The sequence below is a fragment of the Oceanobacillus longus genome (assembly GCF_042650085.1).
Classification (GTDB): domain Bacteria; phylum Bacillota; class Bacilli; order Bacillales; family Amphibacillaceae; genus Oceanobacillus; species Oceanobacillus longus.
The window spans coordinates 12,697-37,643 of record NZ_JBHSAO010000001.1 but is presented as its reverse complement, the minus strand read 5'-3'; the positions used below and the strand labels follow the sequence as shown (position 1 = coordinate 37,643).

Sequence of the window (24,947 nt, the reverse complement as noted above, 5' to 3'; positions counted from 1 at the left end):
TATCAAAATGGTGCCTGTCACTCCCCGAAATTTGTTATTATTTGTCGAAAATAATGTTATGCATCTCACAAATCGATTACACCCCTAGCAACATCGCCTATTTTCCCCTATAATGAATAAGGATGAAATTTGAAGTAGAAGTTACACGTTATAGTAGTCTTATTGGATTCTGGCTGGTACTTTCCACCTTAACTTCTTAATGCACATATAATGATCGTTTTTCTTCACTTATACGGAGGTTTTTAATAGATGAGTTTACTTACAATCGATTCACTAAGCCATAGCTTTGGTGATCGCACGTTATTTAAAGATGTATCGTTTCGGCTGGTTGCCGGTGAACATGTTGGTTTAGTTGGTGCGAACGGGGTTGGAAAGTCAACCATGATGAATATTATTACGAAACAATTAATCCATGATACTGGCAAGGTAGAATGGACCCCTGGCACAGACTATGGTTACTTGGATCAGCACACCGTTCTTACAAAAGGGAAAACCATTCGTAACGTCTTACGGGATGCATTTTTACCATTGTTCGAACAGGAAAAAATGCTGACGGATGTGACCGAAAAAATGGGTACGGCAACTCCAGAAGAATTAGAGGAATTGCTCGAGCAAATGGGAGTTATCCAGGATAAACTGGAAGCTGGTGGTTTTTATACATTGGATATAAAAATTGAAGAGGCTGCTCACGGTCTTGGTATTGACGCTATTGGCCTTGATAAGGATGTTTCCGCACTGAGCGGTGGACAGCGGACAAAAGTTTTGCTTGCAAAGCTTTTGCTTGAGCAACCAGAAGTTCTTCTGTTGGATGAGCCAACAAACTTCCTGGATGTTGAACATATTGGATGGCTCAGTAACTATTTAAAAGAATATCCACATGCAGTATTGCTGATTTCCCATGATACGGAATTTATGAATGGTGTCGTAGATGTGATCTTCCATCTTGAATTTTCCAAGCTTACACGCTACACGGCTACTTATGAGAAATTCTTGGAGCTTGCAGAGATTAATAAGAATCAGCATATAAACGCCTATGAAAAACAACAGGAATATATTAAAAAGCAAGAAGATTTTATTGCGAAGAACAAAGCACGCTACTCGACGACTGGTCGTGCGAAAAGTCGTCAAAAGCAGTTAGCCCGTATGGATCGGATTGATCGCCCGGAGACTGCGATGAAACCGACGTTTAGTTTTAAGGAATCACGTGGCAGCAGCCGATTTGTTTTTGAAGCAGAGGAATTAGAAATCGGTTATGACCAACCGCTGTTTCCCAAGCTGACAACGGAGATTGAACGTGGTGACAGGATTGCGGTTGTCGGTAGTAATGGTGTCGGAAAGTCTACCTTGTTGAAAACAATACTTGGTGTCATCGATCCACTTGGCGGGAAACGTATTCTTGGTGACTTCCTCTTCCCTTCTTATTATGAACAGGAAGTACAGTCACCGAGTAACACGCCCATTGATGAAGTATGGGATGCTTTCCCGCATCTCGATCAAGGTAAAGTCCGCGGGATTTTGGCTAACGTTGGGTTGAAAAATGAGCATATTACCCGTCCGATGAAACAATTGAGCGGTGGCGAACAAGCAAAAGTACGTTTATGCAAACTGATGCTAAGCGAGAGTAACTGGCTTGTATTCGATGAACCAACAAATCACCTGGATGTCGTTGCTAAAGAAGAATTAAAACGAGCATTGCAAGAATACAAAGGTACCATTGTTCTCGTCTGCCATGAACCCGAATTTTATGAAGACTGGGTCACAAAAGTGTGGAATGTAGAAGAATGGGCCATGAATGAACAAGCATAACTGACAGGCTGTCGAATCTAAATCGGCAGCCTGTTTTCTATTTAATTCAGAAGAAGTGCCTGTCACTCCCCGATTTTTGTCGAATGCTTTTGTGGTTGTGTGTCTGTACGTGTTGGAATTTATGATAGGAAGCTTCTCTTTTAATTTGATGAAACCCTTTTTATAAACTTCATAGTATGTATGGTAACAACTATATTCAGGAGGTGTTCAGGCGTGATTCACACAGTAAAACGAGGTGAAACACTGTCTCAAATATCAATGGACTATCGTACACCACTAGCGGAAATTATTCGCGCAAATCCAGCAGTAAACCCTGATTTCATTCATCCTGGTCAATCCATTGTTATACCAGGTTTTCCTTCTCCTCTAACCATCCCTTACAGCATTAATGTATCCGTTAATAATCGCTGGCTAAGGTTACTAAATGACGGAGTACTTCAAAAACAGTATCCGATTGCTGTTGGAAGAATTCTCCATGGGACGCCTATAGGTGAATTTATAATTATAAATAAAGCACCTAATCCCGGAGGCCCATTTGGTACCATGTGGATGAGTTTATCAAAGCAACACTATGGAATACACGGAACGAATGACCCCAGTTCGATTGGTAAAGCTGTATCAAGAGGGTGCATTCGAATGTATAATAGCGATGTGGAGGAATTAGCAAGTATTGTCCCGATAGGAACATTGGTTTCCATACATCCATAATTTATGTACCGCAAATCAGAAAGAAAGCGTATCCGATAGTTCAAGAATTTTATTCATTCTCCATAAACACTAACAAGCAGTCCCAAAATAATTTTTTTGGGCAGCTTGTTTCCATCGTTTTAAATTTCTTTAAAATAAAGGTAAATTATCTAAATTATTCTCTTTTATCCCATCTGGTTCGCTTCTGATAATATCCCTTCCATATTTATGGAAGACATCGATATGCGCGATGTTTCCGGACTTCGCTTCATCCAATGCTGTCATATAATCCAATTCGCGTCCTGTATTTGTTTTAAATGCAATAAGATCACCTGAATCATTTTTTCGAACTGCAATGATTGCTTCTTTTCCTTCCATATTTATTTGTTCACTAAAACCATTTTTCCCGTTTTGTTCCCGGTAATCATTATAAATTTTTTCGAAATCTTTCCCTTCCATATAAGCAAGCCTCCTAATTTCACAAAAAGTTTATTGATTTTCCGTACTTGGCCGATTTTTCTTCTTCACTTCTTCAATATTCGTATCACTATAAACCGATGTACCATGACCTCCAGTAGTTTTGGCAATATATTCTTTTACTTCATTATAGGACATGCCAGATTGCTCATTCTTTTCCTTTACAACATCGATATCTGTACCAGCAGATGTTATATTTTTATTTTCTTTCACGGGTGCCACTCCTCACTTTTTAAGTAAAATACTCAATCTTCGCCTCGGGAAAATAACGATGTATATAACCACCAATCGTATCTTTTATATCCTCCTGCTCCTCATTCTGATATACATATTTGCCAATCCCGTATTTTCCCCATTTCCATTTACGTTTCGATTCATCCAATTCCAGCTTGGTCATTGGATAGTTTTCCTGGATAACACGTTTGGCTGGTTTCGTGAAACGGTGTTGTATCATTTCAAATGTTAAATCCTTGGTTGCAAAGGCAGGTAATGCAGCCTCAAGCTTCTCGAACATCTCCTTATAGCCTTCCTGCCAGCCATCGTGTATGTAAATTGGAGCGACAATAAACCCAAGCGGATATCCAGCTTCCGCTACTTTAACAGCAGCCTCAATACGCTCATGAAGTCTTGATGTCCCTGGTTCAAAATATTTAATAATGTAATCATCATTGATACTGAAGCGAAAACGGGTTTTGCCATTATGCTTTGCATCCAGCAGGTGATCAACATGGGAAAACTTCGTGACAAAGCGCAAAAGGCCATATTCAGACTCTCCAAAGTACTCAATCGCTTTTTTCAATGTATGTGTGAGGTGGTCCACACCAACAATGTCTGATGTACAGGATGCTTCGAAACGGGTCTGTTCTGGTGCACGCTCCCGCATATAGCCATCAGCCGCTTCAAAAATCTCTTCCACATTTACATAAGTCCGTATATATGGTTTGCTACCCATCGTTGTTTGTAGATAGCAATAATGACAATGTCCCATACAGCCTGTCGCAAAAGGAATTGCATACTCTGCAGATGGTTTAGAAGTATCAAACTTCAATGTCTTCCTTATACCGACAACAAGTGTTGATTTAGCAGTCCGGTACTTTTGAAAATGGTTCTCTCCTGGTAGATTTCGGATTTGGTTGTGGGACGTCGTCTCGCGAATCTCAATTCCCATACCTTCAAATTTTGAAACTAATTCTTTCCCAAGCGGATATTCCAGTGCCCTTGGTTCCACGTAAACAAGTTGCGGGACAAAAGGTTTAACCATAATAATTTCCATCACTGAATTGAATAATATTTGGTGGTTCGAACGCATCCTTGTATGCCTGCTCTGCCTCTGCTTCCGATTTATAAATAGCAAATTCATCCGTTAAAGGATAATAGGTTTCGTGTGCAAAAAGTGCCAATTCACTAGGATTGTCGGGGTTTTGTACGATTGCTGCTTGCTGAACTTGGGCTACATCCTGTGCATGTGGATTTCGTATAATCATATAGACAACTTCACCTGGTTGAAACGATTCATTTAGTTCCATATTAACAGCCTACTTTCGTTTGTTTATCTTTAGTTATTTCCGGGTTGTTGGTAGTTTATGTATAGTGATTTGCACACCAAAACAGGGTCTCCTACTTTATGAGGAAACCCTGCATGTATGATCATCGCTTTCGCTTGTTTTTCTTATTATCTAAATTAAGAAACTCGCTATCTTGCGCAAATTCGGTATCCTCTTTTTTACGTTTAGGGGTTGTATCATATTTCAATACATTCCTTTGCCTACCCTTATCTTTATTGCGATTTTTGTTTTCCTCTGACATGAGCATAGCCTCCTAAAAACATTTATCGTTGGGATTTGCATTCCTATTATGTCACATATTCCTATTCTTATTTAAGTTGAATCGAAATGTCTGAATCAGGCTAAACTACATATAAATGAGGAGGGATGATGAATGAGTAAAGGCAAAAAGAAGAAAAACAAGAATAAAGAGGAATTAAACGATATGAAAGATAATAAAAAATACCCGACTAACCGCCCAAAGTAATGCCTGAATAAATCTTTCTCGCCAAAAGACCGAAAACCGAACAGTACCTCTCACTGTTCGGTTTTCTACAATATTTGACAATATTCGGGGAGTGACAGGCACTGATTGCTATGCGATACTTAGTGTCGTTTTTCTTCTATGTTGCATGAAGAATACGAGGACAATAATTGCTAGTCCGATTCCACTTGTCAGAAGGCTTGCATACATGGACAAGACTCCGCTTGTAATTAGCAAGATGCGTTCTGGAATCGTCGTTCTCGTACGTAACCAGCCAATTGCACCAGCACCAAGTGCAATCACGCCGATGGTTGCTGTCAGGAATGCTATAAGAACATCTACTACTGTGCCATCCACCAGGAGCGCTGGATCGAGAACAAACATAAATGGAACGACGAATCCTACAATACCCAGTTTTAAAGCTTCCATTCCCACTCGGTTCGGATTTGCATCTGCAATTCCAGCTGCTGCATAGGCGGCCACAGCTACAGGCGGTGTAATCGCTGAGAAGATAGAAAAATAAACAATAAATAAATGAGCTGCCATTGTCGTTACACCTAATTCAATCAGTGCAGGTGCAGCAAGCATAGCAGTTAAGATGTACGCTGCTGCCACTGGCATTCCCATTCCAAGGATAATACAGATTAGCATTACCAATATTAATGTTGGAAAAAGTAAACCATCCGTTAATCCTAGTACAATACTCGTTAATTTCCCTCCAAGTCCGGTCGTCATGATTCCTGCAATGACAAGCCCAGCTGCCCCACATGCTGTTGTAACTGCTATAGAGGATTTTGCTCCATCTACCATGGAGGCAACTATTTTCCTGATACCCATTCGATTTTCTTTACGGAACCAGCTGACAGCAATAACAGCTAAAATTCCATAAAACCCTGTTCTGGAAGCACTGTAACCTTGCATCAGGAAAAACACCAGAACGAGGATTGGAATAAAATAGAACCAACCTTTCTTCAAAACACCCGTTAACTTAGGAACATCGGCTTTGGCCGGCCGTGGTAAGTCTAGGCGCATCGCTTCAAAGTGAACCATTGCAAGTAAAGAGATATAATAAAGAATACCAGGGATAAGCGCAGCAATCACAATTGATCCGTACGACATTTGGGTGACAGCAGCCATTAAGAAAGCAGATGAGCCCATGATTGGCGGCAAAATGCTTCCTCCCGTTGACGCAGCTGCTTCCACTGCAGCTGCGATTGTTGGCGGATAGCCTGATTTTTTACTAACCGGAATGGTAAAATGTCCAGTTGTAACAACATTTGCTGTTGGACTTCCAGAAATAGATCCGAAAAATGCACTCGTAAGTACGGCAACTTTGGCAGAACCTCCACGTGTTCTTCCTGCGATTGCCGAAGAAATGTTAAAGAAAAATTCTCCTGCACCTGATTTTTGCAAAAAGGATCCGAATAGCATGAACATAAATACAAACGTTGCAGCTACGGAAATTGGGGATCCCCATAGCCCATTAAAGCTAAAGGTCAGTTCATCAATGAATTCAACGACAGACAGCTTCCTATGACTAAGCAGACCATTTAAGTGATGACCGCCAAGAGCATAAGCTGCCCCAATAAATACAATTACTATAATCGGAAAACCAATTGTTCTGCGAGCCGCTTCAATCGTTAACAGCACAAATAATGCCCCGAAAAAGATGTCCAGTGCACTTAACGGATTCATAATCGGAATCCTCGTTGCAATTCGTTCTGCATGTATCGTAAAATAAATTCCTGCACCAAGAGACAACAGAACGAAAAGATAATCCATTACGCTAGGTGACTGTCTTTTTATAACATCCTTTTTCGAAAAGCCATAAAGCAAAAAAGTAAGTGACAGGATGAAAGCAAGATGAATCGCCATTTGATTAAGTGGATCCAAATTACCCCAAACGACAGACCAAATTTGGTATAAGGATAAAATGCATGCAATTATGGAAAAGATTTTTATGTGATACCTTGATAGATTGCGTTTATAACCTTCCACAAACCAGCCGGTTAAAAATGTCTTGATGTTCACTGTGCTACGACTCCTTTTTGGAAAAAGTTATTCCAGCAATCCCTTTTCCCTGAAAAATTTTTCAGCGCCCGGATGTAGGGGAACATTGCCAACATCCATCATCTTATCTTCTGTTAAATTTTTGAATTCCTCATGCACATTTCCAAGATATTCCACATTTTCATAAATCGATTTCGTCATTTGATAGACTTCATCCTCTGGGACATCTTTATGGGTGATAAGGATAGCAGGTGTACTTATTGTGTCGATATCCTCTTCTATAAATGAGTAGGTACCAGCTTTAATCGTTCCAGATTCCATACCTAGTTCTTTCGATACTGCCTGAATCGTTTCCTGATCCAGTGCGAGCATTTTCAACTTTATCGTAGTTGAAGCCTCAATTATATCTCCGGACGGTGCTGATACTGCATCACCGGTTGCATCCATTCGATGATCTGCCATCATTTCAAATGTTTTCGATCCGGATAAATAATCTATTGACCCTCCCCAGGAACGGATATCTTCATAGGTAACTCCATATTCCTGTAAAATTGCTCGGGTTATCATTTCCCCTGCTGAGCCTTGTTGATCAACTGCCAACCGAATCGGTGCTTGCTGTCGGGCAATTTCAGCAATCGATTCATACGGCGTATCTGCTGTAACAATGAATTGATAATAGTTAGATGGTATGATAACACTCACAGCCCGAAGATTGGTGTAAGCCTCCGTATATGGTTCCTCTCCGCTATATGCGGCATAGGAAGTCATCGCATAGGACAAGCCATATGGCACGACAGCCGTTCCGACAGCTGGTGGGTTTTCCACAATGCTGCCAGGCTCCACCGTAACAATAGCCTCATCGTTTTCCCGACGGATGGATTCAGCAATACCCTCTGCAAATACAGACCATGCTCCACCAGTCCGTCCACCAATGATCGTTGTTTCGATGGAATCCTTTGAACCGTTAGTATTTGAAACAGTTTCACTTCCGCAAGCTGCCAAGAAAACGATTCCTAGCATGATAGCTATAGCCAAGTATCTATTTTTATCCACGAATTTTTCCCCCTGTTCAATATTGCGATAAGTTATTTTTTCTTTCCCTCTTGAACTTGCAAACTAATATCCAATGCCTTCACCGAATGCGTTAATGCCCCTAATGAAATATAATGAACACCGGTATTTGCATAAGTTGCTAGATTTTCTAGCGTTATCCCACCTGAAGCTTCCGTGACAATGGAGCTTGGGACCATTGCTGCAAATTCCTTAACTTCTTCTGGACTGCGATTATCGAACATAATAACGTCTGCGCCTGCAGCTATCGCTTCCATAACTTCTTCCTTGTTTTCCGTTTCGACTTCGATTTTTACCATATGACCGATTGCTGCTCGTGCTTTTTCAACTGCATTCGTTATTGACCCGCAATATGAAATATGATTGTCCTTGATCATCACACCGTCATATAATCCATTGCGATGATTTTTTCCCCCACCAGTGATAACCGCATATTTATCCAACATTCTTAGTCCCGGCATTGTTTTTCTAGTATCACAAATGTGTATCGTTGAATCATTCAATGTTTCGACTGCTTGATTCGTCATCGTTGCAATTCCACTCATTCGTTGTAGCAAATTTAAGATGACCCGTTCTCCCGTTAGTAAATGGCGAACAGGGCCATATACTTCTGCAATGGTATCGAGCGGTTGTACCTTCTCACCGTCTTTAAAATGAAGCTTGATTTCCATTTGTGGTTCGAGCAGATGGTATGCTTCTTTTATAATGGCTAAGCCGGATAATGTCCCTGTCTCTTTGGCGATGAACACACCTTTTCCTGTTTGACTTTCCGGAAAAATCGCCTCGCTCGTTATATCCTGATCACCGATATCTTCTAATAGAAAAGACTCGAGTGCTTTTCGCAGTTTTAATATGTTCATGTTTATTTCTCCTTTTATGTAATTGTGATTGTGATGTTTTTCACATTAAGAGTATGAAGGTACGCTTGTTTATTTTTAATCGTATAGGTCTTATTTTTCCTATGTATCTAGTGGAAAAGATATAGAATTCTATTTTGGTAATGTCACCTGTCTTGACATCTATATTTACATAGAATTAATATATTATCAAGTGTTAAATTTCGGTATTCAGGGTCCCTTACAAACGGATACCTGCTATCATTGACGTGTTGTGTTTTTATGCTATGGTGAAAGCAGAATGATTCGCATCACGTGAAAATTTTATTGATGAGGTGGTTTCCATATGAAAACGGAGAAGAAAATGCCTTCTGCTAATAGACAGCAACTGATTATAACCAAGCTGAAAGAAGCAAATGAGCCAATCAGCGGCAGTGATTTCGCCAAGGAAACCAATGTCTCCAGGCAGGTGATCGTTCAAGACGTTTCCATTTTAAAAGCAAAAAATGAGCCGATCATCGCAACAAGCCAGGGGTACCTTTATTTAAAAGATGATAAAAACGATTCTTTGGAACAGAAGGTAATCGCTTGTAAGCATGGTGCCAAACAAACGCTGGATGAACTCTATCTCATCGTCGACCATGGCGTTACGATTAAGGATGTTAAAGTTGAGCATGCAGTCTACGGTGATTTGACTGCATCGATTATGGTCAGCAACCGAAGAGAGGCGGACCAATTCATCGAGAAAATTAATACAGCTGGTGCCTCCTATTTATCATCGCTAACAGACGGTATACATCTACACACCCTTGAATCCGACTCTACCGACAAAATTGAAGCAGCCTGTGCCGACTTAAAAAAAGCAGGCATCCTCATCTAGAACGGTGCCAGAACAGTGCCTGTCACTCCCCGGAATTTGGTGAAATTTGTCGAATGATAGACAGGTTATCCTCTCTTCAACAATTTCAATCCATATTGAAAAAAGAGGAAACCACAGCCATGTGATTTCCTCTCTTTTATTAGTGATAATCTATTAATCTGCCTGCATACCTCCATCAACATTATACAAGGATCCATTCACGAACGAGGCATTATCAGATGCAAGGAACAGTACAACTTGAGCAACTTCATTTGGTGAACCAAAGCGTCCTACAGGTATTCCCTGTTTGATTGCTTCTCCTGAAGTTTCTGGCTCACCTGGTGTAATATTATTCTGAATATCTGCAAGCATCTGTGTGTCAATCGCTGCTGGTGCAACAGCATTGACACGAATTCCACTCGAAGCTGCTTCAAGTGCAGCAGTTTTTGTTATACCTGCTACCGCATGCTTGGAAGCAATATATCCTGCCATACCAGCTGAACCAATATATGCTGCATTTGATGCGGTATTGATAATGCTGCCATAGCCTTGGCTCTCCATCTGTTTTATTACATGTTTCAGCCCTAAAAATACACCAGTTACGTTAATACTAAGAATCTGTTCAAATTTTTCTTTTTCCAAATCCTTAATCTGTGCAAATGGTCCATTGATTCCTGCATTGTTGAAGAAAACATCAATTTTTCCAAAGGCTTCCACAGTTTGTCGCACATAGTTTTTAACATCTTCTTCATCTGTTACATTCGCTTTTAGAGTCATAATCTTATTACTATCAGCTTTCAAAGAAGTCTTTGCTCTATCAAGGGCTTCCTGATTAATATCAATCAACACTACTTTTGCTCCGTTATCTAAAAAAAGCTGAGCCGTTGCCTGACCAATACCACCAGCTCCACCAGTGATCAATACGACTTTATCTTCCATTTAAATCTCCTCCTTTTTGTAATTAACTATCTTTTTGTAACTATTTAACAGTATACTGTAAGCGCTATCTATTTACAAACATTTCAAACTATTAAACCGAACAGTGCCTGTCACTCCCCGATATTTGTCGAATGGTGCTAAGCTATTCCAATTGAAACTATCTTTGTTTAATGAAATAATAAGCGTATAAACCCAACTTTATTGATATGATTAATGAAATCAAACGTAGGAGGTTCATAATGAAGTTAACAGAGTTAGAAACAATGGAAGAAAGAGTAACACTTTTAATAAAAACGGTAGAACCATTTGCGAGTCGTGCACGGCAGCACGATGAAGATGACTCATTTCCTTTTGAAAATTTCGAGGACTTAAAAGCAATTGGTTACCCGGCATTAACGGTCCCAAAAGAATATGGAGGTGCTGGGATTTCATTATTGGAGATGCTTCAATTTCAGGAAATTATCGGAAAGGCGGATGGATCAACGGCACTTTCGATTGGATGGCATATGGGAATCATGAAACATCTTGGAGAAAATCAAATCTGGCAGAAAGAAACGTATGAAGCAATTGCCCGTGATGTCGACCAAACAGGGGCGCTCATAAATAATGCTGCCTCAGAGCCTGCTACTGGAAGCCCAACTCGTGGTGGCAAACCGGAAACCTTTGCAAAAGAAGTTAATAATGGATGGGTAATTAATGGTAGAAAAACATTCACCACCCTCTCACCTATTCTTGATTATTTCGTCGTAAGTGCAACTATTGACGGTACTGACCAAGTTGGGAATTTTTTAGTTAAGCGAACACGAGATGGTGTCAGGATTGATGAAACATGGGATTCGATTGCAATGAAGGGTACAGGTAGTCATGATCTCGTATTGGAAAATGTAAATGTAAATAAAGAGGATCTTGTAGAACATTTAACACCTGGTAAAAAGAAGGCTACTGGCTGGTTGCTGCATATACCGGCATGTTATCTCGGAATTGCAAGCGCTGCGCAGGAATACGCGATTCAATTTGCCACCAGCTATTCTCCAAACAGTATCGAAGGCACGATCTCCGATTTACCGAATGTGAAACAAAAGCTCGGTGAGATGGAACTGAAGATGATGGAGTCCAGGCATTTCCTTTATGGTGTTGCTAGGAAATGGGATGTAAGTGATGCAGCTACTAGAGATACCATGGGTCCAGAACTAGGCGCAGTTAAATTATCTGTCGTTAATAAAGCAATAGAAGTGATTGACTTAGCAATGCGAATCACCGGCGCCCGCAGTTTGTCAGCTAAAAATCCATTGCAGCGTTACTATCGTGATGTACGCGCAGGACTCCACAACCCCCCCATGGATGACATGACAATTATGCAATTAGCAGGCAAATCAATCTCAGAACAAAAATAAGCAGAGCAGTGCCTGTCACTCCTCGGTTTTTGAAGAAATTTGTCGAATTATATTTTCCGCTTGTAAGCAGAAAAAAAACAGTTCCTAGAAGGTTCAAATTGCCTTCGCGGAACTGTTTTTATATATTGTTTAGTTCCCAGCCGGATATCTGTGAATATAATTCGACATAATTCGAGGAGTGACAGGCACCAATGCGTTGCCGGTGGTTCAGTTCACGAGGTTCTCCAATTCCTGGCCAGCTGCAAACCTTTTAAGATTTTCGAACGCTCTTTCACCCATTCGATCAACCGCTTCATAGGTAGCAGCCCCTATATGCGGCGTTGCGATGACATTTGGCAGTTTAGCCAGTTCACTTTTCGTAGGTTCATCCGCAAACACATCAAGGCCAGCAGCACTTATTTGCCCTTTTTTCAATGCTTCGATCAATGCATCTTCATCAACTAATCCACCACGGGATATATTGATAAGTATTGCCGTCGGTTTCATCATACATAGTGTATCCTTATTGATCATTTTGAGGGTTTTCTCATTCAAATTCGTACAAATAACAATCACATCAGAAGTGGATAAAAGCTCATCCAGTTCCACAAAATTAACCTGTAGTTTCTCAGCAGCTTCATAGTCTTTATGATTGCCATAGGTGTTTATTTTCATGTTAAATCCCGATGCACGTCTTGCAAGAGCTTTGCCGATATTACCAAAACCAATGATACCGATACGCTTTTTAAAAATTTCATAGCCCATCGTATTTTCCCAATGGCCAGCTTTCATTTCCTCATTTTTTTGCGTTATATGTCTTGAAGCAGCAATCATAAGACCAAAAGCATGGTCTGCTACAGCTTCTGTATTCTGACCTGGAATATTTGTGACTGGTATCCCTTTTTCACGTGCATAGAGATGATCAATATTGTCATAACCGGAACCAAACTTCATAATATAGTTTAAATTTGGTGCTGCATCAATGATTTCTTTATCGATTTTAACAACAGCTACCACAATCACGTCCACGTCTGCAACTTCTCTTTTCAATTCCTCTTTTTCCATTCCCTGATCTGTCAGGATAATCTTTACCTCCCCTAGTGTTCTCATATCATCTAGAAATTTTGGTTCTGCTTTAATAAAAGGATCCCGCAGCATAAACAACATTTTCATATGTATTCCCTATTCCTTCCTCAAATTATCAATAGTTATTTGAATATTATTTTTTCAGTATAGTCTATCGTGAATATGAAAGCAAAAAACCGAACCGCGAAAGGCACTGTTCGGTTTTCGACATATTATGACATAATTCGGGGAGTGACAGGCACCAATGCGGCACTCACCATTCCGGTCCCAATGTTGCATCCCATTTTAATTTTCGCTTAATTTGATAAGACTTTCGAGATTTTTTCAATCGCCCAGTCAAGATCTTCCTGTTTGATTACAAGTGGTGGTGCAAAACGAATCGTGTTCTCATGTGTTTCTTTACACAATACACCTTCCTCCTTTAATTGTTCACAATACGAACGAACCGGTTTCTCAAATTCCACACCGATAAACAATCCACGGCCACGAACTTCTTTCAGATCTGGATTATTGATTGCTCGCAATGCTGTTGCAAAATATTCACCTAATTTAAGTGATTTTTCAACTAAGTTTTCGTCCTCGATAACCTCAATTGCTGCCAAGGATACGGCACACGCCAATGGGTTACCCCCGAATGTTGAACCATGTGACCCTGGGGTGAAGACGTCCATAATTTCTTTATTAGCTGCAATTGCAGATACTGGAAAGATACCACCACCTAGGGCTTTACCCATCACATAAATATCCGGGACAACAGATTCCCATTCACAGGCAAACATTTTACCGGTACGTGCAAAACCGGTTTGTACTTCATCAGCGATAAATAAAACATTATTTTCAGAACAGATTTCACGAACAGCTTTCAAGTAACCTTTTGGTGGAATAATAATACCTGCTTCTCCTTGAATTGGCTCCACAATAACTGCTGCAGTGTTCGGAGTAATTGCCGCACGGACTGCTTCTGCATTTCCGAATTCAATCTTTTCAATACCTGGCACGAAAGGCCCATAATTTTTTGTCGCACTAGGATCATCTGATAATGAAACCGAATTGATGGAACGACCGTGAAAGTTCCCTTTTGCAGCGATAACTTCTGCTTTATTATCTTCTACGCCTTTTACTTCATAAGCCCAGCGACGAGCAGCTTTAATAGCAGTTTCAACCGCCTCGACCCCTGTGTTCATTGGCAGCACTTTATCTTTGCCAGTTAATTCCGCAACACGTTTAGTCCATGGTCCTAATATTTCATTATGAAATGCACGGGAAGTAAGTGTTACTTTATCCGCTTGTTTTTTTAATGCTTCAATAATCTTGGGATGACGATGGCCCTGGTTTAAAGCAGAATAGGCACTTAGCATATCCATGTACGTATTCCCTTCTGGATCTTTTACCCATACGCCTTGGGCTTCTGAAATAACAATTGGTAGGGGATGATAGTTATGTGCACCGTAATGGTCCGTCTGTTCGATAATTGCGTTTGACCTTGAAGTTGTCATAAATAATCCTCCTTAAAAAGTTTACTGATGAGGGTTGAGATATTAAAAACCTCTCTCCTACTCTTTCTCCCCTTAGTATACATTTAAGATTAGCTGATTCATAGATTTTTGAAACCGCATTCAATCACATATATCATGTTAAATCATCCGGGCTACCTGCTTTAGAATCGTTCTGGCTATATTCACGATTAGTATATGACTGTGCGTGTTTCAACTAGAAGCAAACCCAGATAAAGAAAAAAGATATTCGAGAACCGGTGCCTGTCACTGTTCGGTTCTCGACATATTTCGAGCAATTTCGGGGAGTGACAGGCACCTATATGTTTAGTAATTCCCTTATGTCTTCTTCGGTTAAGGAAGTTGTTGTTTTTTCATCGGGGTCGATGATTTCTTCGATAAGGTCACGTTTTTTCTCCTGCAGTTCGTTCATTTTATCCTCGATTGTTCCCTTGGCGAGAAGTTTTATGACTTGGACGGTGTTTTTTTGTCCAATCCTGTGGGCACGGTCAGCTGCTTGTTCCTCGACTGCCGGGTTCCACCATAAATCATATAAAATGACGGTATCTGCTCCAGTCAGATTAAGCCCTGTGCCTCCTGCTTTTAATGAAATAAGAAATATATCGCGTTCTCCATCATTAAATCGATTGCACGTCTCGACCCGCTCTTCGGATGGTGTTTTTCCGTCCAAGTAAAAGTAGGATCTTCCCTCACGCGTCAATTCTCTTCCGATGATATCCAGCATCTTTGTAAATTGTGAAAATATTAGCACACGTCGACCTGAAAGCCTTGCTTCTTCCAGGATCCGCAATAGGTGTTCAAATTTAGCCGAGCTTCCTTCATAATTATCCACAAACAATGCTGGGTGACAACAAATTTGCCGTAGTCTTGTTAGCCCTGCCAAAATCCGAATTCGATTTTTGCGTATCGTATTTTTATCGAGATGCTTCAATGTTTTATGGCGAAGCTTCGCCAAATATGCTGCATACATTGTCTTCTGTTCCGGTAACAGTTCTACCGATTCCATTGACTCAATTTTTTCTGGAAGTTCCTCCACAACATCCTCTTTCATACGGCGCAGCATGAAAGGACGAATCCTTCGGGAAATCTTCTTTCTCGTTAATCCACTGTAATCCTTCAAACTACCGAACAATTCCGGGAAAACAACATGAAAAATTGACCACAGCTCTTCCAGCGCATTTTCAACCGGTGTACCTGTCAGTGCAAAACGATGATCAGCCTGTACCTTTTTTACTGCCCGTGCTGTTTGTGTCATTGGATTCTTAAATGCTTGGGCCTCATCGAAAAATACGGTATGAAAGTTCTGTTTCTCATACCATCCGATGTCACTGCGTAATAATGGATAGGAAGCTATCAACACATCCACTTCAGAAAGCTCACGCTGCAATTTTTTCCTTGTTTCCACATTTCCGTCCATTACTACCGCCCCAATAATTGGTGCAAATTTCATCAGTTCATGCAGCCAGTTATAGGTGACCGATGAGGGGCAAACAATCAATACAGGAAGCTTCCTTGACCGAATGTCAGCCAGTTCGGATACGATATAAGTAATGCTCTGTAAGGTTTTCCCAAGTCCCATATCATCTGCTAAAATCCCACCAAAACCATAACTTGACAGTGTCTTCATCCATCGATAGCCCTGCTTCTGATAATCCCTTAATATCGTTTCCAAACTAACAGGAACCTGGAATTGTAATTTGTCGGGATTGCGAATCTTATCCAAAAATTGTTTAAACGAATCCTCAATAGAAAAAGTCTCCGGATTTTCTACCGAATCCATTAGCTGTAATCCCTTTGTTAACGGAACCTCCAAGCCTGCCTCCAACTCTTTATCCTGTACAGGTGCAGCAAGGAGAAAACGTCGAATCTCTTCCATCTCCCTTGTCTCTAGGGACATTAGCGAACCATTAGGCATCCGATAATACTTCCGCTTTTGTTCAATAGCTTCAAGCACATCACGAATTTCCTTTTCCGGGAAACCTTCTATTTCAAATTTAAACTCTAGCCAGTCTGTTCGTTCTCGCTTATGCTTCACCTTAATTTTTGGTCGGGCTGGACTTTTGAGGATCCGGTTTCGTACAGCAGTTGTCGCATACAATTGAACGAGCTTCTCCAGCTTAGGAAGGACGTGATAAAGAAATTCATATTCAAGTTCTTCATTTTGAAAAAAATACCCACCATCTGTTTTCGCAAACGAGCTTTCATCCATCAGCTTTAGAATTTCTTTCTCCTTCTCTATATCCCTTACAATCATACGACCCGCACGAATTTCCCGTTCTTCCAATGGATTAATCACCACATTTTCATATTGGAACTCCAGTCCGGCGAGAAGACGGTTTTTCACCCGGTCGAGGTAAAGCCGTGCTATGAGCGGTGTTTTTTCAAATTTCTTTGTAACTTGAGTCGATAAAAGAACATCCCCCATTTTCCTTAAACCCGGCACAACTTTTTCCATAAAAAATTTCATTTGCTCTGCTGGTATTGGAATAGTATTCGTTCCTGATGTATCCAACATTTGCTTCAGTTCATAGAGACGCTGATTTTCTTCCTCTTTCAGCATCATTAATTTTCCATCCATTAGTGCTGTTCGATAAGCATACAACAACAGCATCGACTGCAATCCCTGTATTTCCAACTGATACCCATTCTTTTCCGATTCTGAAAATAAAAACCTTAATGGAAGCGCTGTGTCCACAACTTGAAGCCCATTATATGTATTGCCTCCATGTAAAAGCTTTACAGATGGAGCTTTTGTAAGCTTTGGTTCGATCCGCAACCAGGATGATGGCGGAACGAGAAGCATTTCAGACCTGCTCTTAAAATTGTGGTCCTCCGGCAATGAATCCATATATGCTTGCTCATCCCAAACAACTTGAATCAACTGCTGCATGACAGCATCTGCTTCGGTCTGGAAGCAATGGAGACTTGGATCATACGTGGTTGTAATCGTAAGAGCAGTTTGAGAACCTTGTTGAACCTTCTTCAAAAACTCCCGGATATTCATTATTTTCGTTGCTCCTACCGTTAATTCCATTCCAAACATATAATCTTCCTGCCCGATATGAACTGGTTTGCATAAGAATTCCACATCCAATACGGTTCTATTCTCAAAATGCAACTGATGGCCACTCGAACGAGCAGGTTTATCTTCAAATAGTGTGAACAAGCCCTGTGTCAATTTATCTGTAGGCTCTACCTTAGCAGTAACTAGCGGTGCCGTTCCGTGCCGTTGATGGTCATTTATGGCAAGTAATACCGCTGCAATATGTTGGCAATCTTTATTAAATGAGGCAAGTGTAGGACAACTGCATGCCGCTCGTAAATCACTTCGGCGACCATCTTTTATAATGGTGACATGAAACTCCTCTGCAGCAGAAACCGTTGCCACCACTTGTTCAGGACTGTAACTTTCAAATGTCACTTTATTATTGCGGTAAAAAGCTTCCCCTCTTTTAAAGGAAACCGCCCCACATCGATCCATGATAATTTTCTGATTTAGTTTCGTGTTCAACGCAGTCACTCCTTTCAAAGGGAATTTACTTATTAGAGATTTGGCATTTGCTAAGTCTTTAGTTGAATGCCTTTATTGCTATGTAGACAAGAATTTTTATATTTTCCTATCTGATAAAAATATAATTTTTATCGAAAAAATTTTTCTACTATAGTATAGTATTATGTGGTGCAGTTATATTATAGCAAAGGAAAGACATGAATTGCTAAAGGAGCGTTAATCGAATGTAAATTGAAAATCCCGATTTTATATAAGCACGCCCAAAAAGAAACTACAGGATAGAAGGGATTTTTTCTATGAGTATACAAGAAGAAGTACAGAAACGAAAAACATTTGCAATCATTTCCCATCCGGATGCCGGAAAAACAACGATGACGGAGAAACTGTTGTTGTATGGTAATCTGATTCGGTCGGCAGGAACCGTAAAAGGAAAAAAATCAGGAAAATTTGCAACATCAGATTGGATGGAAATCGAAAAACAACGTGGTATTTCCGTGACATCCAGTGTGATGAATTTCCCATATGATGGGTATCACGTAAATATCCTAGATACACCCGGTCACGAAGACTTCAGTGAAGATACTTACCGCACCTTGACAGCGGTGGACAGTGTTGTGATGATCATTGATTCCACAAAAGGGATTGAAGCACAGACACTTAAACTATTTAAAGTATGTCGCATGCGAGGGATTCCGATTTTCACGTTTATCAATAAATTGGACCGTGAAGGAAAAGAACCGCTCGAGTTACTGGAAGAAATTGAGCAGGTGCTTGATATTGAAACTTACCCAATGAACTGGCCTGCCGGTATGGGCAAAGGCTTCCTTGGTATTTTTGATCGCTATGGCAACCAATTTGTAAAACATAATGTAGGCGACGTAGAAACGTATATACCGAATAAAGAGCTGGATCAGCCGGAGCATCAGGATCTCACATCAAATCCAACGTACGAAGCTGCGAAAGATGAGCTTGAGTTGGTTGAAGAAGCTGGAGATCAGTTTTCATTGCAAGCTGTATTGGACGGGGAGCAAACGCCGGTATTTTTCGGTAGTGCCCTTGCGCCATTTGGCGTTCAGCTGTTTTTCGATACATTTATCAATATGGCGCCGACACCGACACCAAGAAAATCAACAGAAGGTATCATTCAGCCGGATAGCCCGGATTTCTCAGGATTTATTTTTAAGATCCAAGCAAATATGAATCCTGCCCATCGTGATCGGATTGCATTCATCCGTGTATGCGCAGGGAAATTTGACCGTGGAATGAGTGTGAAATTATCGCGAACTGGAAAAGTCTTTAAGCTTTCCCAATCGCAACAAATGGTCGCTTCTACAAGAGAATCAATTGATGAAGCTTATGCTGGTGATATTATTGGAATATATGACCCGAACGCCTATCAAATTGGCGACACATTACTGGAAGGCAATGACAAATTTGAATACGATGAACTGCCACAATTTCCACCAGAGGTTTTCAAAAAAGTAACCGCAAAAAACGTATTGAAGTCGAAACAATTCCGAAAAGGGATCGAACAGCTCGTCCAGGAAGGTGCCATTCAATTATTCCGTGACAAACTGACAGATTCATTTATATTGGGTGCTGTCGGGGAGCTTCAATACGATGTTTTCAAATATCGTATGCAAAACGAGTACAATGCCGAAGTAATGTTCGAATCAATTGGAGAGCGCATCCCTCGCTGGTTAAAAGAAGGTGAAGTCGACGAATCCCTTTTCGATGGCGGAAACCTTCTCTGTAAAGACCGTGACGGCAATCATCTTGTACTGTTTCGAAATGAATTTGCACTAAACTGGTTCAAAGACAAAAACCCGAAAGTCGAACTCATCGACCTATTCGAAGTCAACGAATACAAATAGGTGCCTGTCACTTCCCGGTTTTTGTCACATTATGTCGATTCAATCGTGTGTCCTATATGTTTAGGATGCACGATTTTTTTATCCATTACAAAAGAAAAAACCAGATAAAATGTTTATCCGGCAATGATTGCAGAACCTTCCAGCTCCACTTTCCTTTCTTCTATTTTGTCCTTCCTTAGCTGTAAGCTGTGGAAAGTGATTTCCGGGCGGCTTCCGATGCGAATGTTAACTCCAGTTTGTCCGAGTCCTTCACTTATATAAAACGAGCGGCCCATGTATTGTTGCAAGCCTTTAACCATATTCATTTGAACGAGTTTCCCCATTTTTGCCAGATGATAAGGTTTCGGCCAGTGAATTTGCCCACCATGAAAATGGCCAGATAACAAGTAATCATAAGGATATTCTGTCATATGCAATACAATATTCGGATCATGTGTTAAAACAAGATTATAACCTGTTCCAACCCCATCATACGACTTTTCTAAGTCACTATGATCCGTACTAAAGTCGTCTATTCCAATGATATTTACAGTTTTCCCATCTATATTAATTGTTTTATTTTCATTTTGCAGTGTTGTAAATCCATACTCGTTCAACAAATCTTTTAATTGATTGAAGTACGGGTGACGCAATACATAATCGTGATTACCAAATACCGCATAGGAGCCATGCACAGGTTTCAACTTACGAAGTTCCTCTAGATAAGGAATTAGTCTTGGTATGCTTCTTTTTCGATCCAGAAAATCCCCTGTCAATGCAATCAAATCGATCGGTTCATCCTTTAACTGTTCAAATAACTGTTCTGGAGTAATCGAGATATTTTCAATATGCATATCTGATAGATGTAGAATACGCAGTGGTTGATCACTCTTCGTTTGTCGTTCGTTCTCAATATGAATATCATTTATGGTAACGGCATGCGTATTTTTGTTTCCTTTATATAAAAAATAGCTTAATAGAATTAGAATAATCGTGATAATCGCAAATATCATTTTACCCCTCCTAGTGTCTATTATAAAGGACTAGGAAGGGAACAATCATTTGTAATTTATGGATAATCTACCAGTTAGACATGCTTGTATTTTTGTAGTAACTGATCCTTCGGCATAAACAAGTACATTGGAATTGTCCTGCTACTATGTTGAGTGGTAGTGGAAAGTAGATCTATCGGTAAAAAGGATAGCTTTTTAAAGAACTTATAATAGCTGTTTTGTATCGACTTGGTCTCAAAACCTAATCGTTTACACCCTTTATACAGGGAGGTAATTCCAATTAACCCTTTTATTTCATCCTTGTATTCATGTAATTGGATATAGTGTGCAATAGAGGGTAGTGCGTCCCGAACACTTTTATATATAACCAATCCACGTCTTAGCTCACTATCATAGCCTTGCACTTGCTTTAAAAGATTCACATTATGCAAATGAATTTTTAATAAAACATCATTTTTATGGATTACGGTACCATCCGCTAATATAACGCCTCTTCCCTTGTATCTCGTCAGACGCACACGAATGATTGTCCGCTTGCCTTCTTCATTTACGATATGTTCCAGACGAGTAAACCGATAATAAATGGGATCAATCAACTTCCAAACCGATAAAAAATAGCTTCTTACATTCATATTCATTCCATTTCTCCTTGCCAGTGATACCAATTATTTTGCACAATACAATGAATATCTATTACTGGAAGTTTTAGGTTTTAGCGAATGAAATAATGATTCCTTCACAAACTATACTAGAAGGAGTCGAGTCCAATGATCCACATATTATTTATGCCGTTATTACAAATACCTTCTGGACATCATCATGTTGCTGATTGCATCCAAGATCAATTAAATGAAGCGAGCGAAGAATTCCATTGCGAAAAAATTGAGTTACTTTCCTACAGCTATGGGCATGTGGAAAAGCTTGTATCATCATTCTATCTGCAATGGATTCAAAAATTCCCTGGTCTGTACAGCAATGTTTATCAACAGATGGCTGTAAAACAAGAAAAGCATAACAAGCATTATTACATATATGAACTTCTATTTTTAAAGCATGTTCAACGTATGATTGCACAGACAAAACCCGATCTCATCATATGCACACACGCGCTACCATCCTATCTTCTGGACCGGTTAAAAAAAAAGAATCTGTGGACAGGGAAAGTACTGAATGTTTATACGGATTATTTTATTAATGATTTATGGGGATTCGATCATATTAATTACCATTTTATCCCAACCATTGAGGTACAGCGTAAACTTCTTGAACGCGGCGTGGACCAACAACAAACGATTTTGACAGGTATACCAGTCCATCCCTTGTTTAGAACGAACAACCATCCCGGTACTATGAAGGAAAAATATACCGTATTAATCAGTGGTGGGAATATGGGTGCGGGTTCTATTGAGAAACTTGTTGACCGTCTCCGACCATCAGGTACAATTAACTATTACGTACTTTGCGGGAAAAATAATAAATTATACCAATCCATTAAGCAACGGAATCATTCTTTTATCCATGCACTACCCTATATCCATTCAAAAGACGAAATGAATACACTATATGATCAAGCAGATGCTATTATTACTAAACCAGGTGGTGTAACCATTAGCGAAAGTTTATGGAAAAGGCTTCCGATTTTTGTGTATGAAGCATTACCCGGACAGGAAGAAATGAATTTGAATTACTTAAACAGCCAAGGATTGATTTTTCATTTGGATAATTGGAATACGAGGATTGCTGTGGAATCGACCATTATTGAACGGTTAAAAATAGAATCAGCCCAACTCCACAAAAATTTAGAAACCTATTTCAAACCTATCGAAAAACAAAATATCACCCAAATCATCCAAAAATTATTAATTTAGGTGCCATTTAGGTGCCTGTCACTCCCCGAAATTTGTCCATTTTTGTCGAATAGATTAGACCCTGCATACAATCGTTTGGGTTATCCTATAACTGTCACGAATGAATGTACAGTGATTAACTCATACTAAGTACACCTTGAATAAGGAGTGATTACTATGGGTGAAGGCTCACAGTTTCGTGCTGGTCAAAAGGCACCAAATAACGGAGTTTATATCGAGGTTGGTGAAACCGGCAGTAATGTGAATGATCCGCAGCAAATAAAACTTAGCGCCGGAGATAAATTTCCGGAAAACTCCAATCATAATCGTATCTGGGTAAACCAACGTAAACAATACAGCTCAGGCGTACAAGGTAGACAATAACAACAAAAATCGGGTGGTGCCTGTCACTCCCCGGTTTTTGTCATATTTTGTCGAATTAGGTGTTTGACTCCTCGTTTTCCGGCTTACCGCGCAACTTTTCCACATCTACCCACCCCAACCACTTCAAAAAAAGCCCCACAGCATTGCCGCAGGACTTCATTCATATTCTCTAGACTACCTATTCATTCGATAAATTCATTACATCTAGTAATTTAAAGAACAGGCTAACGATAATTGCTACTATAGTTGCTAGTCCCATTCCACTAAGTGCCACTGTTCCAATCTGTATGGACGCGCCGCTAATACCGATTGCCAGGACCACACATGTCAAAATTAAATTTTGTGAGTTGTTATAGTCAATTTGCTGTTCAACGAGCATGCGTAGACCACTCACAGCAATGATACCAAATAACAGTAAGGATATCCCACCCATTACCGGTGTCGGGATGGAAGAAATCAGTGCTGCCAATTTCCCGCAAAAGGATAAAACTACCGCTACAAGTGCTGCTCCACCAATAATCCATGTGGAATATACCCGTGTAATTGCCAGTACCCCGATATTTTCACCATATGTTGTGTTTGGTGTCGATCCGAATAAACTCGATAACATTGTTGATATACCGTTCCCAAACAAAGAGCGATCGAGACCGGGATCTTTTACAAGGTCTTTTTTAACAATATTCCCTGTAACAACCAAGTGGCCAATATGCTCCGGAACAAGAACAAGTGCCGCCGGTAAAATAATCAGGATATCTGACCAATTAAATTCGATTTGGTAGAATGTTGGCATTTGAATCCATGCTGCCTCTTTTACTGCCGTGTAATCCACAATACCAAACAATGTTGCAATAATATACCCCGTTACAATTCCAAGTAAGATTGGGATAATTTTTAGGAAACCTCTCATGGTTACCCAATAAATGATCGTCGCTCCAAGTGTTAGCAATGAAACTGTAATTGCTGTAGTATCTCTTGGTACATCAGGAACTGCAACCAAGCCGGCCATGTCAGCCGCTACTGGAACAAGTTCAAGTCCGATAACTGCAACGATTGCTCCCATTGCCGCTGGTGGAAATATAACATCAATCCAGGAGGTACCAGCAAATTTTACAATAATACCTATTAATACGAGCACGATACCTACAACGAAGAAACCGCCCAATGCAGCTCCATAGCCGCCACCAGTTGTCAGTACAGCCATTACCGGTGAAATAAAAGCAAAACTGGAGCCAAGGTATGCAGGAATCTTACCTTTTGTAATAAAAATATATAATAATGTTCCGAGGCCATTCATAAGCAGAATGGTAGCTGGGTCGACGCCAAATAATATTGGTACTAGTACGGTTGAACCGAACATTGCGAATAAGTGCTGGATACTTAATGGCAAACTTTGTAATAGTGGTAAACGTTCATCCACCTGAATTTCACGTTGATTCATCTCATTCTCTCCCTTTTATATAAAAAAACACCTTGCCCAGGCGATCTGGCAAGGTGTTTGAAAGCAGCACAGGACACGAGTCTCCTAACGATTGCGCAGAAAAGCACAATCATCCGCTTAAACCTTACCAGCCTCACAGGACTGTTTTAAAGGTGTATAATCAAGTTGTTGATGTTATTATGACAAACTTTGCTATAAAAGGCAAGCTTTTTTTC

General features: G+C 40.1%; 21 protein-coding genes and 1 pseudogene. 7 read left to right on the top strand and 15 right to left on the bottom strand.

Features of this window, described 5'->3' with window-relative positions:
* Positions 1 to 249: 249 nt before the first annotated feature.
* Both ACFOUV_RS00185 and ACFOUV_RS00180 read left to right on the top strand, forming a co-directional pair.
* On the top strand, positions 250 to 1,806 hold the full coding sequence (locus ACFOUV_RS00185; RefSeq protein ID WP_379494746.1) for an ABC-F family ATP-binding cassette domain-containing protein: 1,557 nt from the start codon (positions 250 to 252) through the stop codon (positions 1,804 to 1,806).
* Positions 1,807 to 2,019: 213 nt separating this feature from the next.
* Positions 2,020 to 2,514: a L,D-transpeptidase family protein gene (locus ACFOUV_RS00180; RefSeq protein ID WP_379494745.1), complete on the top strand. Its 495-nt coding sequence runs from the start codon at positions 2,020 to 2,022 to the stop codon at positions 2,512 to 2,514.
* Positions 2,515 to 2,643: 129 nt separating this feature from the next.
* Here ACFOUV_RS00180 and ACFOUV_RS00175 read toward each other — a convergent pair whose 3' ends face one another.
* The 8 genes from ACFOUV_RS00175 to nadC all read right to left on the bottom strand — a co-directional run bounded on the left by ACFOUV_RS00175 (position 2,644) and on the right by nadC (position 8,939).
* Entirely contained in the window at positions 2,644 to 2,952 is a 309-nt protein-coding gene (locus ACFOUV_RS00175; protein WP_379494744.1) for a DUF3892 domain-containing protein, read from the bottom strand.
* Between the two features lie 30 nt (positions 2,953 to 2,982).
* On the bottom strand, positions 2,983 to 3,183 hold the full coding sequence (locus tag ACFOUV_RS00170; protein WP_379494743.1) for a gamma-type small acid-soluble spore protein: 201 nt from the start codon (positions 3,181 to 3,183) through the stop codon (positions 2,983 to 2,985).
* A 19-nt stretch (positions 3,184 to 3,202) separates the two neighbouring features.
* The gene (splB, locus tag ACFOUV_RS00165; RefSeq protein WP_379494742.1) at positions 3,203 to 4,231 is read right to left on the bottom strand and encodes a spore photoproduct lyase; all 1,029 of its coding nucleotides are present in this window, start codon (positions 4,229 to 4,231) and stop codon (positions 3,203 to 3,205) included.
* Complete coding sequence (locus ACFOUV_RS00160) at positions 4,224 to 4,496, bottom strand: transcriptional regulator SplA domain-containing protein (RefSeq protein WP_379494741.1); 273 nt, start codon at positions 4,494 to 4,496, stop codon at positions 4,224 to 4,226. The genes splB and ACFOUV_RS00160 overlap by 8 nt, the downstream gene beginning before the upstream one ends.
* Positions 4,497 to 4,617: 121 nt before the next feature.
* Positions 4,618 to 4,776 (bottom strand): hypothetical protein, encoded by a 159-nt coding sequence (locus ACFOUV_RS00155; protein ID WP_379494740.1) that lies wholly within the window; start codon positions 4,774 to 4,776, stop codon positions 4,618 to 4,620.
* 333 nt (positions 4,777 to 5,109) lie between these two features.
* On the bottom strand, positions 5,110 to 7,029 hold the full coding sequence (locus tag ACFOUV_RS00150; protein WP_379494739.1) for a TRAP transporter permease: 1,920 nt from the start codon (positions 7,027 to 7,029) through the stop codon (positions 5,110 to 5,112).
* Positions 7,030 to 7,056: 27 nt separating this feature from the next.
* A complete protein-coding gene (locus ACFOUV_RS00145; protein ID WP_379494738.1) occupies positions 7,057 to 8,061 on the bottom strand; it encodes a TAXI family TRAP transporter solute-binding subunit in 1,005 nt (334 codons plus the stop codon).
* A 32-nt stretch (positions 8,062 to 8,093) separates the two neighbouring features.
* Entirely contained in the window at positions 8,094 to 8,939 is an 846-nt protein-coding gene (gene nadC, locus ACFOUV_RS00140) for a carboxylating nicotinate-nucleotide diphosphorylase (protein WP_379494737.1), read from the bottom strand.
* A 322-nt stretch (positions 8,940 to 9,261) separates the two neighbouring features.
* Between nadC and ACFOUV_RS00135 the strand changes: the two genes are divergently transcribed.
* Entirely contained in the window at positions 9,262 to 9,795 is a 534-nt protein-coding gene (locus ACFOUV_RS00135; protein ID WP_379494736.1) for a transcription repressor NadR, read from the top strand.
* 153 nt (positions 9,796 to 9,948) lie between these two features.
* On the opposite strand, the gene ACFOUV_RS00130 is transcribed toward ACFOUV_RS00135, so the two are convergent.
* The gene (locus ACFOUV_RS00130; RefSeq protein ID WP_379494735.1) at positions 9,949 to 10,713 is read right to left on the bottom strand and encodes an SDR family NAD(P)-dependent oxidoreductase; all 765 of its coding nucleotides are present in this window, start codon (positions 10,711 to 10,713) and stop codon (positions 9,949 to 9,951) included.
* Between the two features lie 239 nt (positions 10,714 to 10,952).
* Here ACFOUV_RS00130 and ACFOUV_RS00125 point away from each other — a divergent pair, with 239 nt between their 5' ends.
* Positions 10,953 to 12,107 carry an acyl-CoA dehydrogenase family protein gene (locus tag ACFOUV_RS00125; RefSeq protein WP_379494734.1) on the top strand — a complete coding sequence of 385 codons (1,155 nt, stop codon included), beginning with the start codon at positions 10,953 to 10,955 and terminating at the stop codon, positions 12,105 to 12,107.
* Between the two features lie 207 nt (positions 12,108 to 12,314).
* On the opposite strand, the gene ACFOUV_RS00120 is transcribed toward ACFOUV_RS00125, so the two are convergent.
* The 3 genes and pseudogenes from ACFOUV_RS00120 to ACFOUV_RS00110 all read right to left on the bottom strand — a co-directional run.
* The gene (locus tag ACFOUV_RS00120) at positions 12,315 to 13,259 is read right to left on the bottom strand and encodes a 2-hydroxyacid dehydrogenase (RefSeq protein ID WP_379494733.1); all 945 of its coding nucleotides are present in this window, start codon (positions 13,257 to 13,259) and stop codon (positions 12,315 to 12,317) included.
* Between the two features lie 209 nt (positions 13,260 to 13,468).
* The gene (locus ACFOUV_RS00115; RefSeq protein ID WP_379494732.1) at positions 13,469 to 14,668 is read right to left on the bottom strand and encodes an ornithine--oxo-acid transaminase; all 1,200 of its coding nucleotides are present in this window, start codon (positions 14,666 to 14,668) and stop codon (positions 13,469 to 13,471) included.
* Positions 14,669 to 14,987: 319 nt separating this feature from the next.
* Positions 14,988 to 18,197 (bottom strand): annotated as a pseudogene (locus tag ACFOUV_RS00110) (DEAD/DEAH box helicase); the annotation flags it as partial.
* 296 nt (positions 18,198 to 18,493) lie between these two features.
* Here ACFOUV_RS00110 and ACFOUV_RS00105 point away from each other — a divergent pair.
* Positions 18,494 to 20,071: a peptide chain release factor 3 gene (locus ACFOUV_RS00105; protein ID WP_379494730.1), complete on the top strand. Its 1,578-nt coding sequence runs from the start codon at positions 18,494 to 18,496 to the stop codon at positions 20,069 to 20,071.
* A gap of 113 nt (positions 20,072 to 20,184) precedes the next feature.
* Here the strand turns inward: ACFOUV_RS00105 and ACFOUV_RS00100 are convergent, their stop codons facing one another.
* Together ACFOUV_RS00100 and ACFOUV_RS00095 are read right to left on the bottom strand one after the other, a co-directional pair.
* On the bottom strand, positions 20,185 to 21,063 hold the full coding sequence (locus tag ACFOUV_RS00100; RefSeq protein WP_379494729.1) for a metallophosphoesterase: 879 nt from the start codon (positions 21,061 to 21,063) through the stop codon (positions 20,185 to 20,187).
* Positions 21,064 to 21,137: 74 nt separating this feature from the next.
* Positions 21,138 to 21,701, bottom strand: coding sequence for a YkoP family protein (locus ACFOUV_RS00095; protein WP_379494728.1), 564 nt, complete (start codon positions 21,699 to 21,701; stop codon positions 21,138 to 21,140).
* Positions 21,702 to 21,830: 129 nt separating this feature from the next.
* Here ACFOUV_RS00095 and ACFOUV_RS00090 point away from each other — a divergent pair, with 129 nt between their 5' ends.
* Both ACFOUV_RS00090 and ACFOUV_RS00085 read left to right on the top strand, forming a co-directional pair.
* The gene (locus tag ACFOUV_RS00090; RefSeq protein WP_379494727.1) at positions 21,831 to 22,931 is read left to right on the top strand and encodes an MGDG synthase family glycosyltransferase; all 1,101 of its coding nucleotides are present in this window, start codon (positions 21,831 to 21,833) and stop codon (positions 22,929 to 22,931) included.
* A gap of 156 nt (positions 22,932 to 23,087) precedes the next feature.
* A complete protein-coding gene (locus ACFOUV_RS00085; protein WP_379494726.1) occupies positions 23,088 to 23,294 on the top strand; it encodes a YjzC family protein in 207 nt (68 codons plus the stop codon).
* Positions 23,295 to 23,472: 178 nt separating this feature from the next.
* Here ACFOUV_RS00085 and uraA read toward each other — a convergent pair whose 3' ends face one another.
* Positions 23,473 to 24,732, bottom strand: a complete 1,260-nt coding sequence (gene uraA / locus ACFOUV_RS00080) for a uracil permease (protein ID WP_379494725.1) — start codon at positions 24,730 to 24,732, stop codon at positions 23,473 to 23,475.
* Positions 24,733 to 24,947 lie beyond the last annotated feature (215 nt).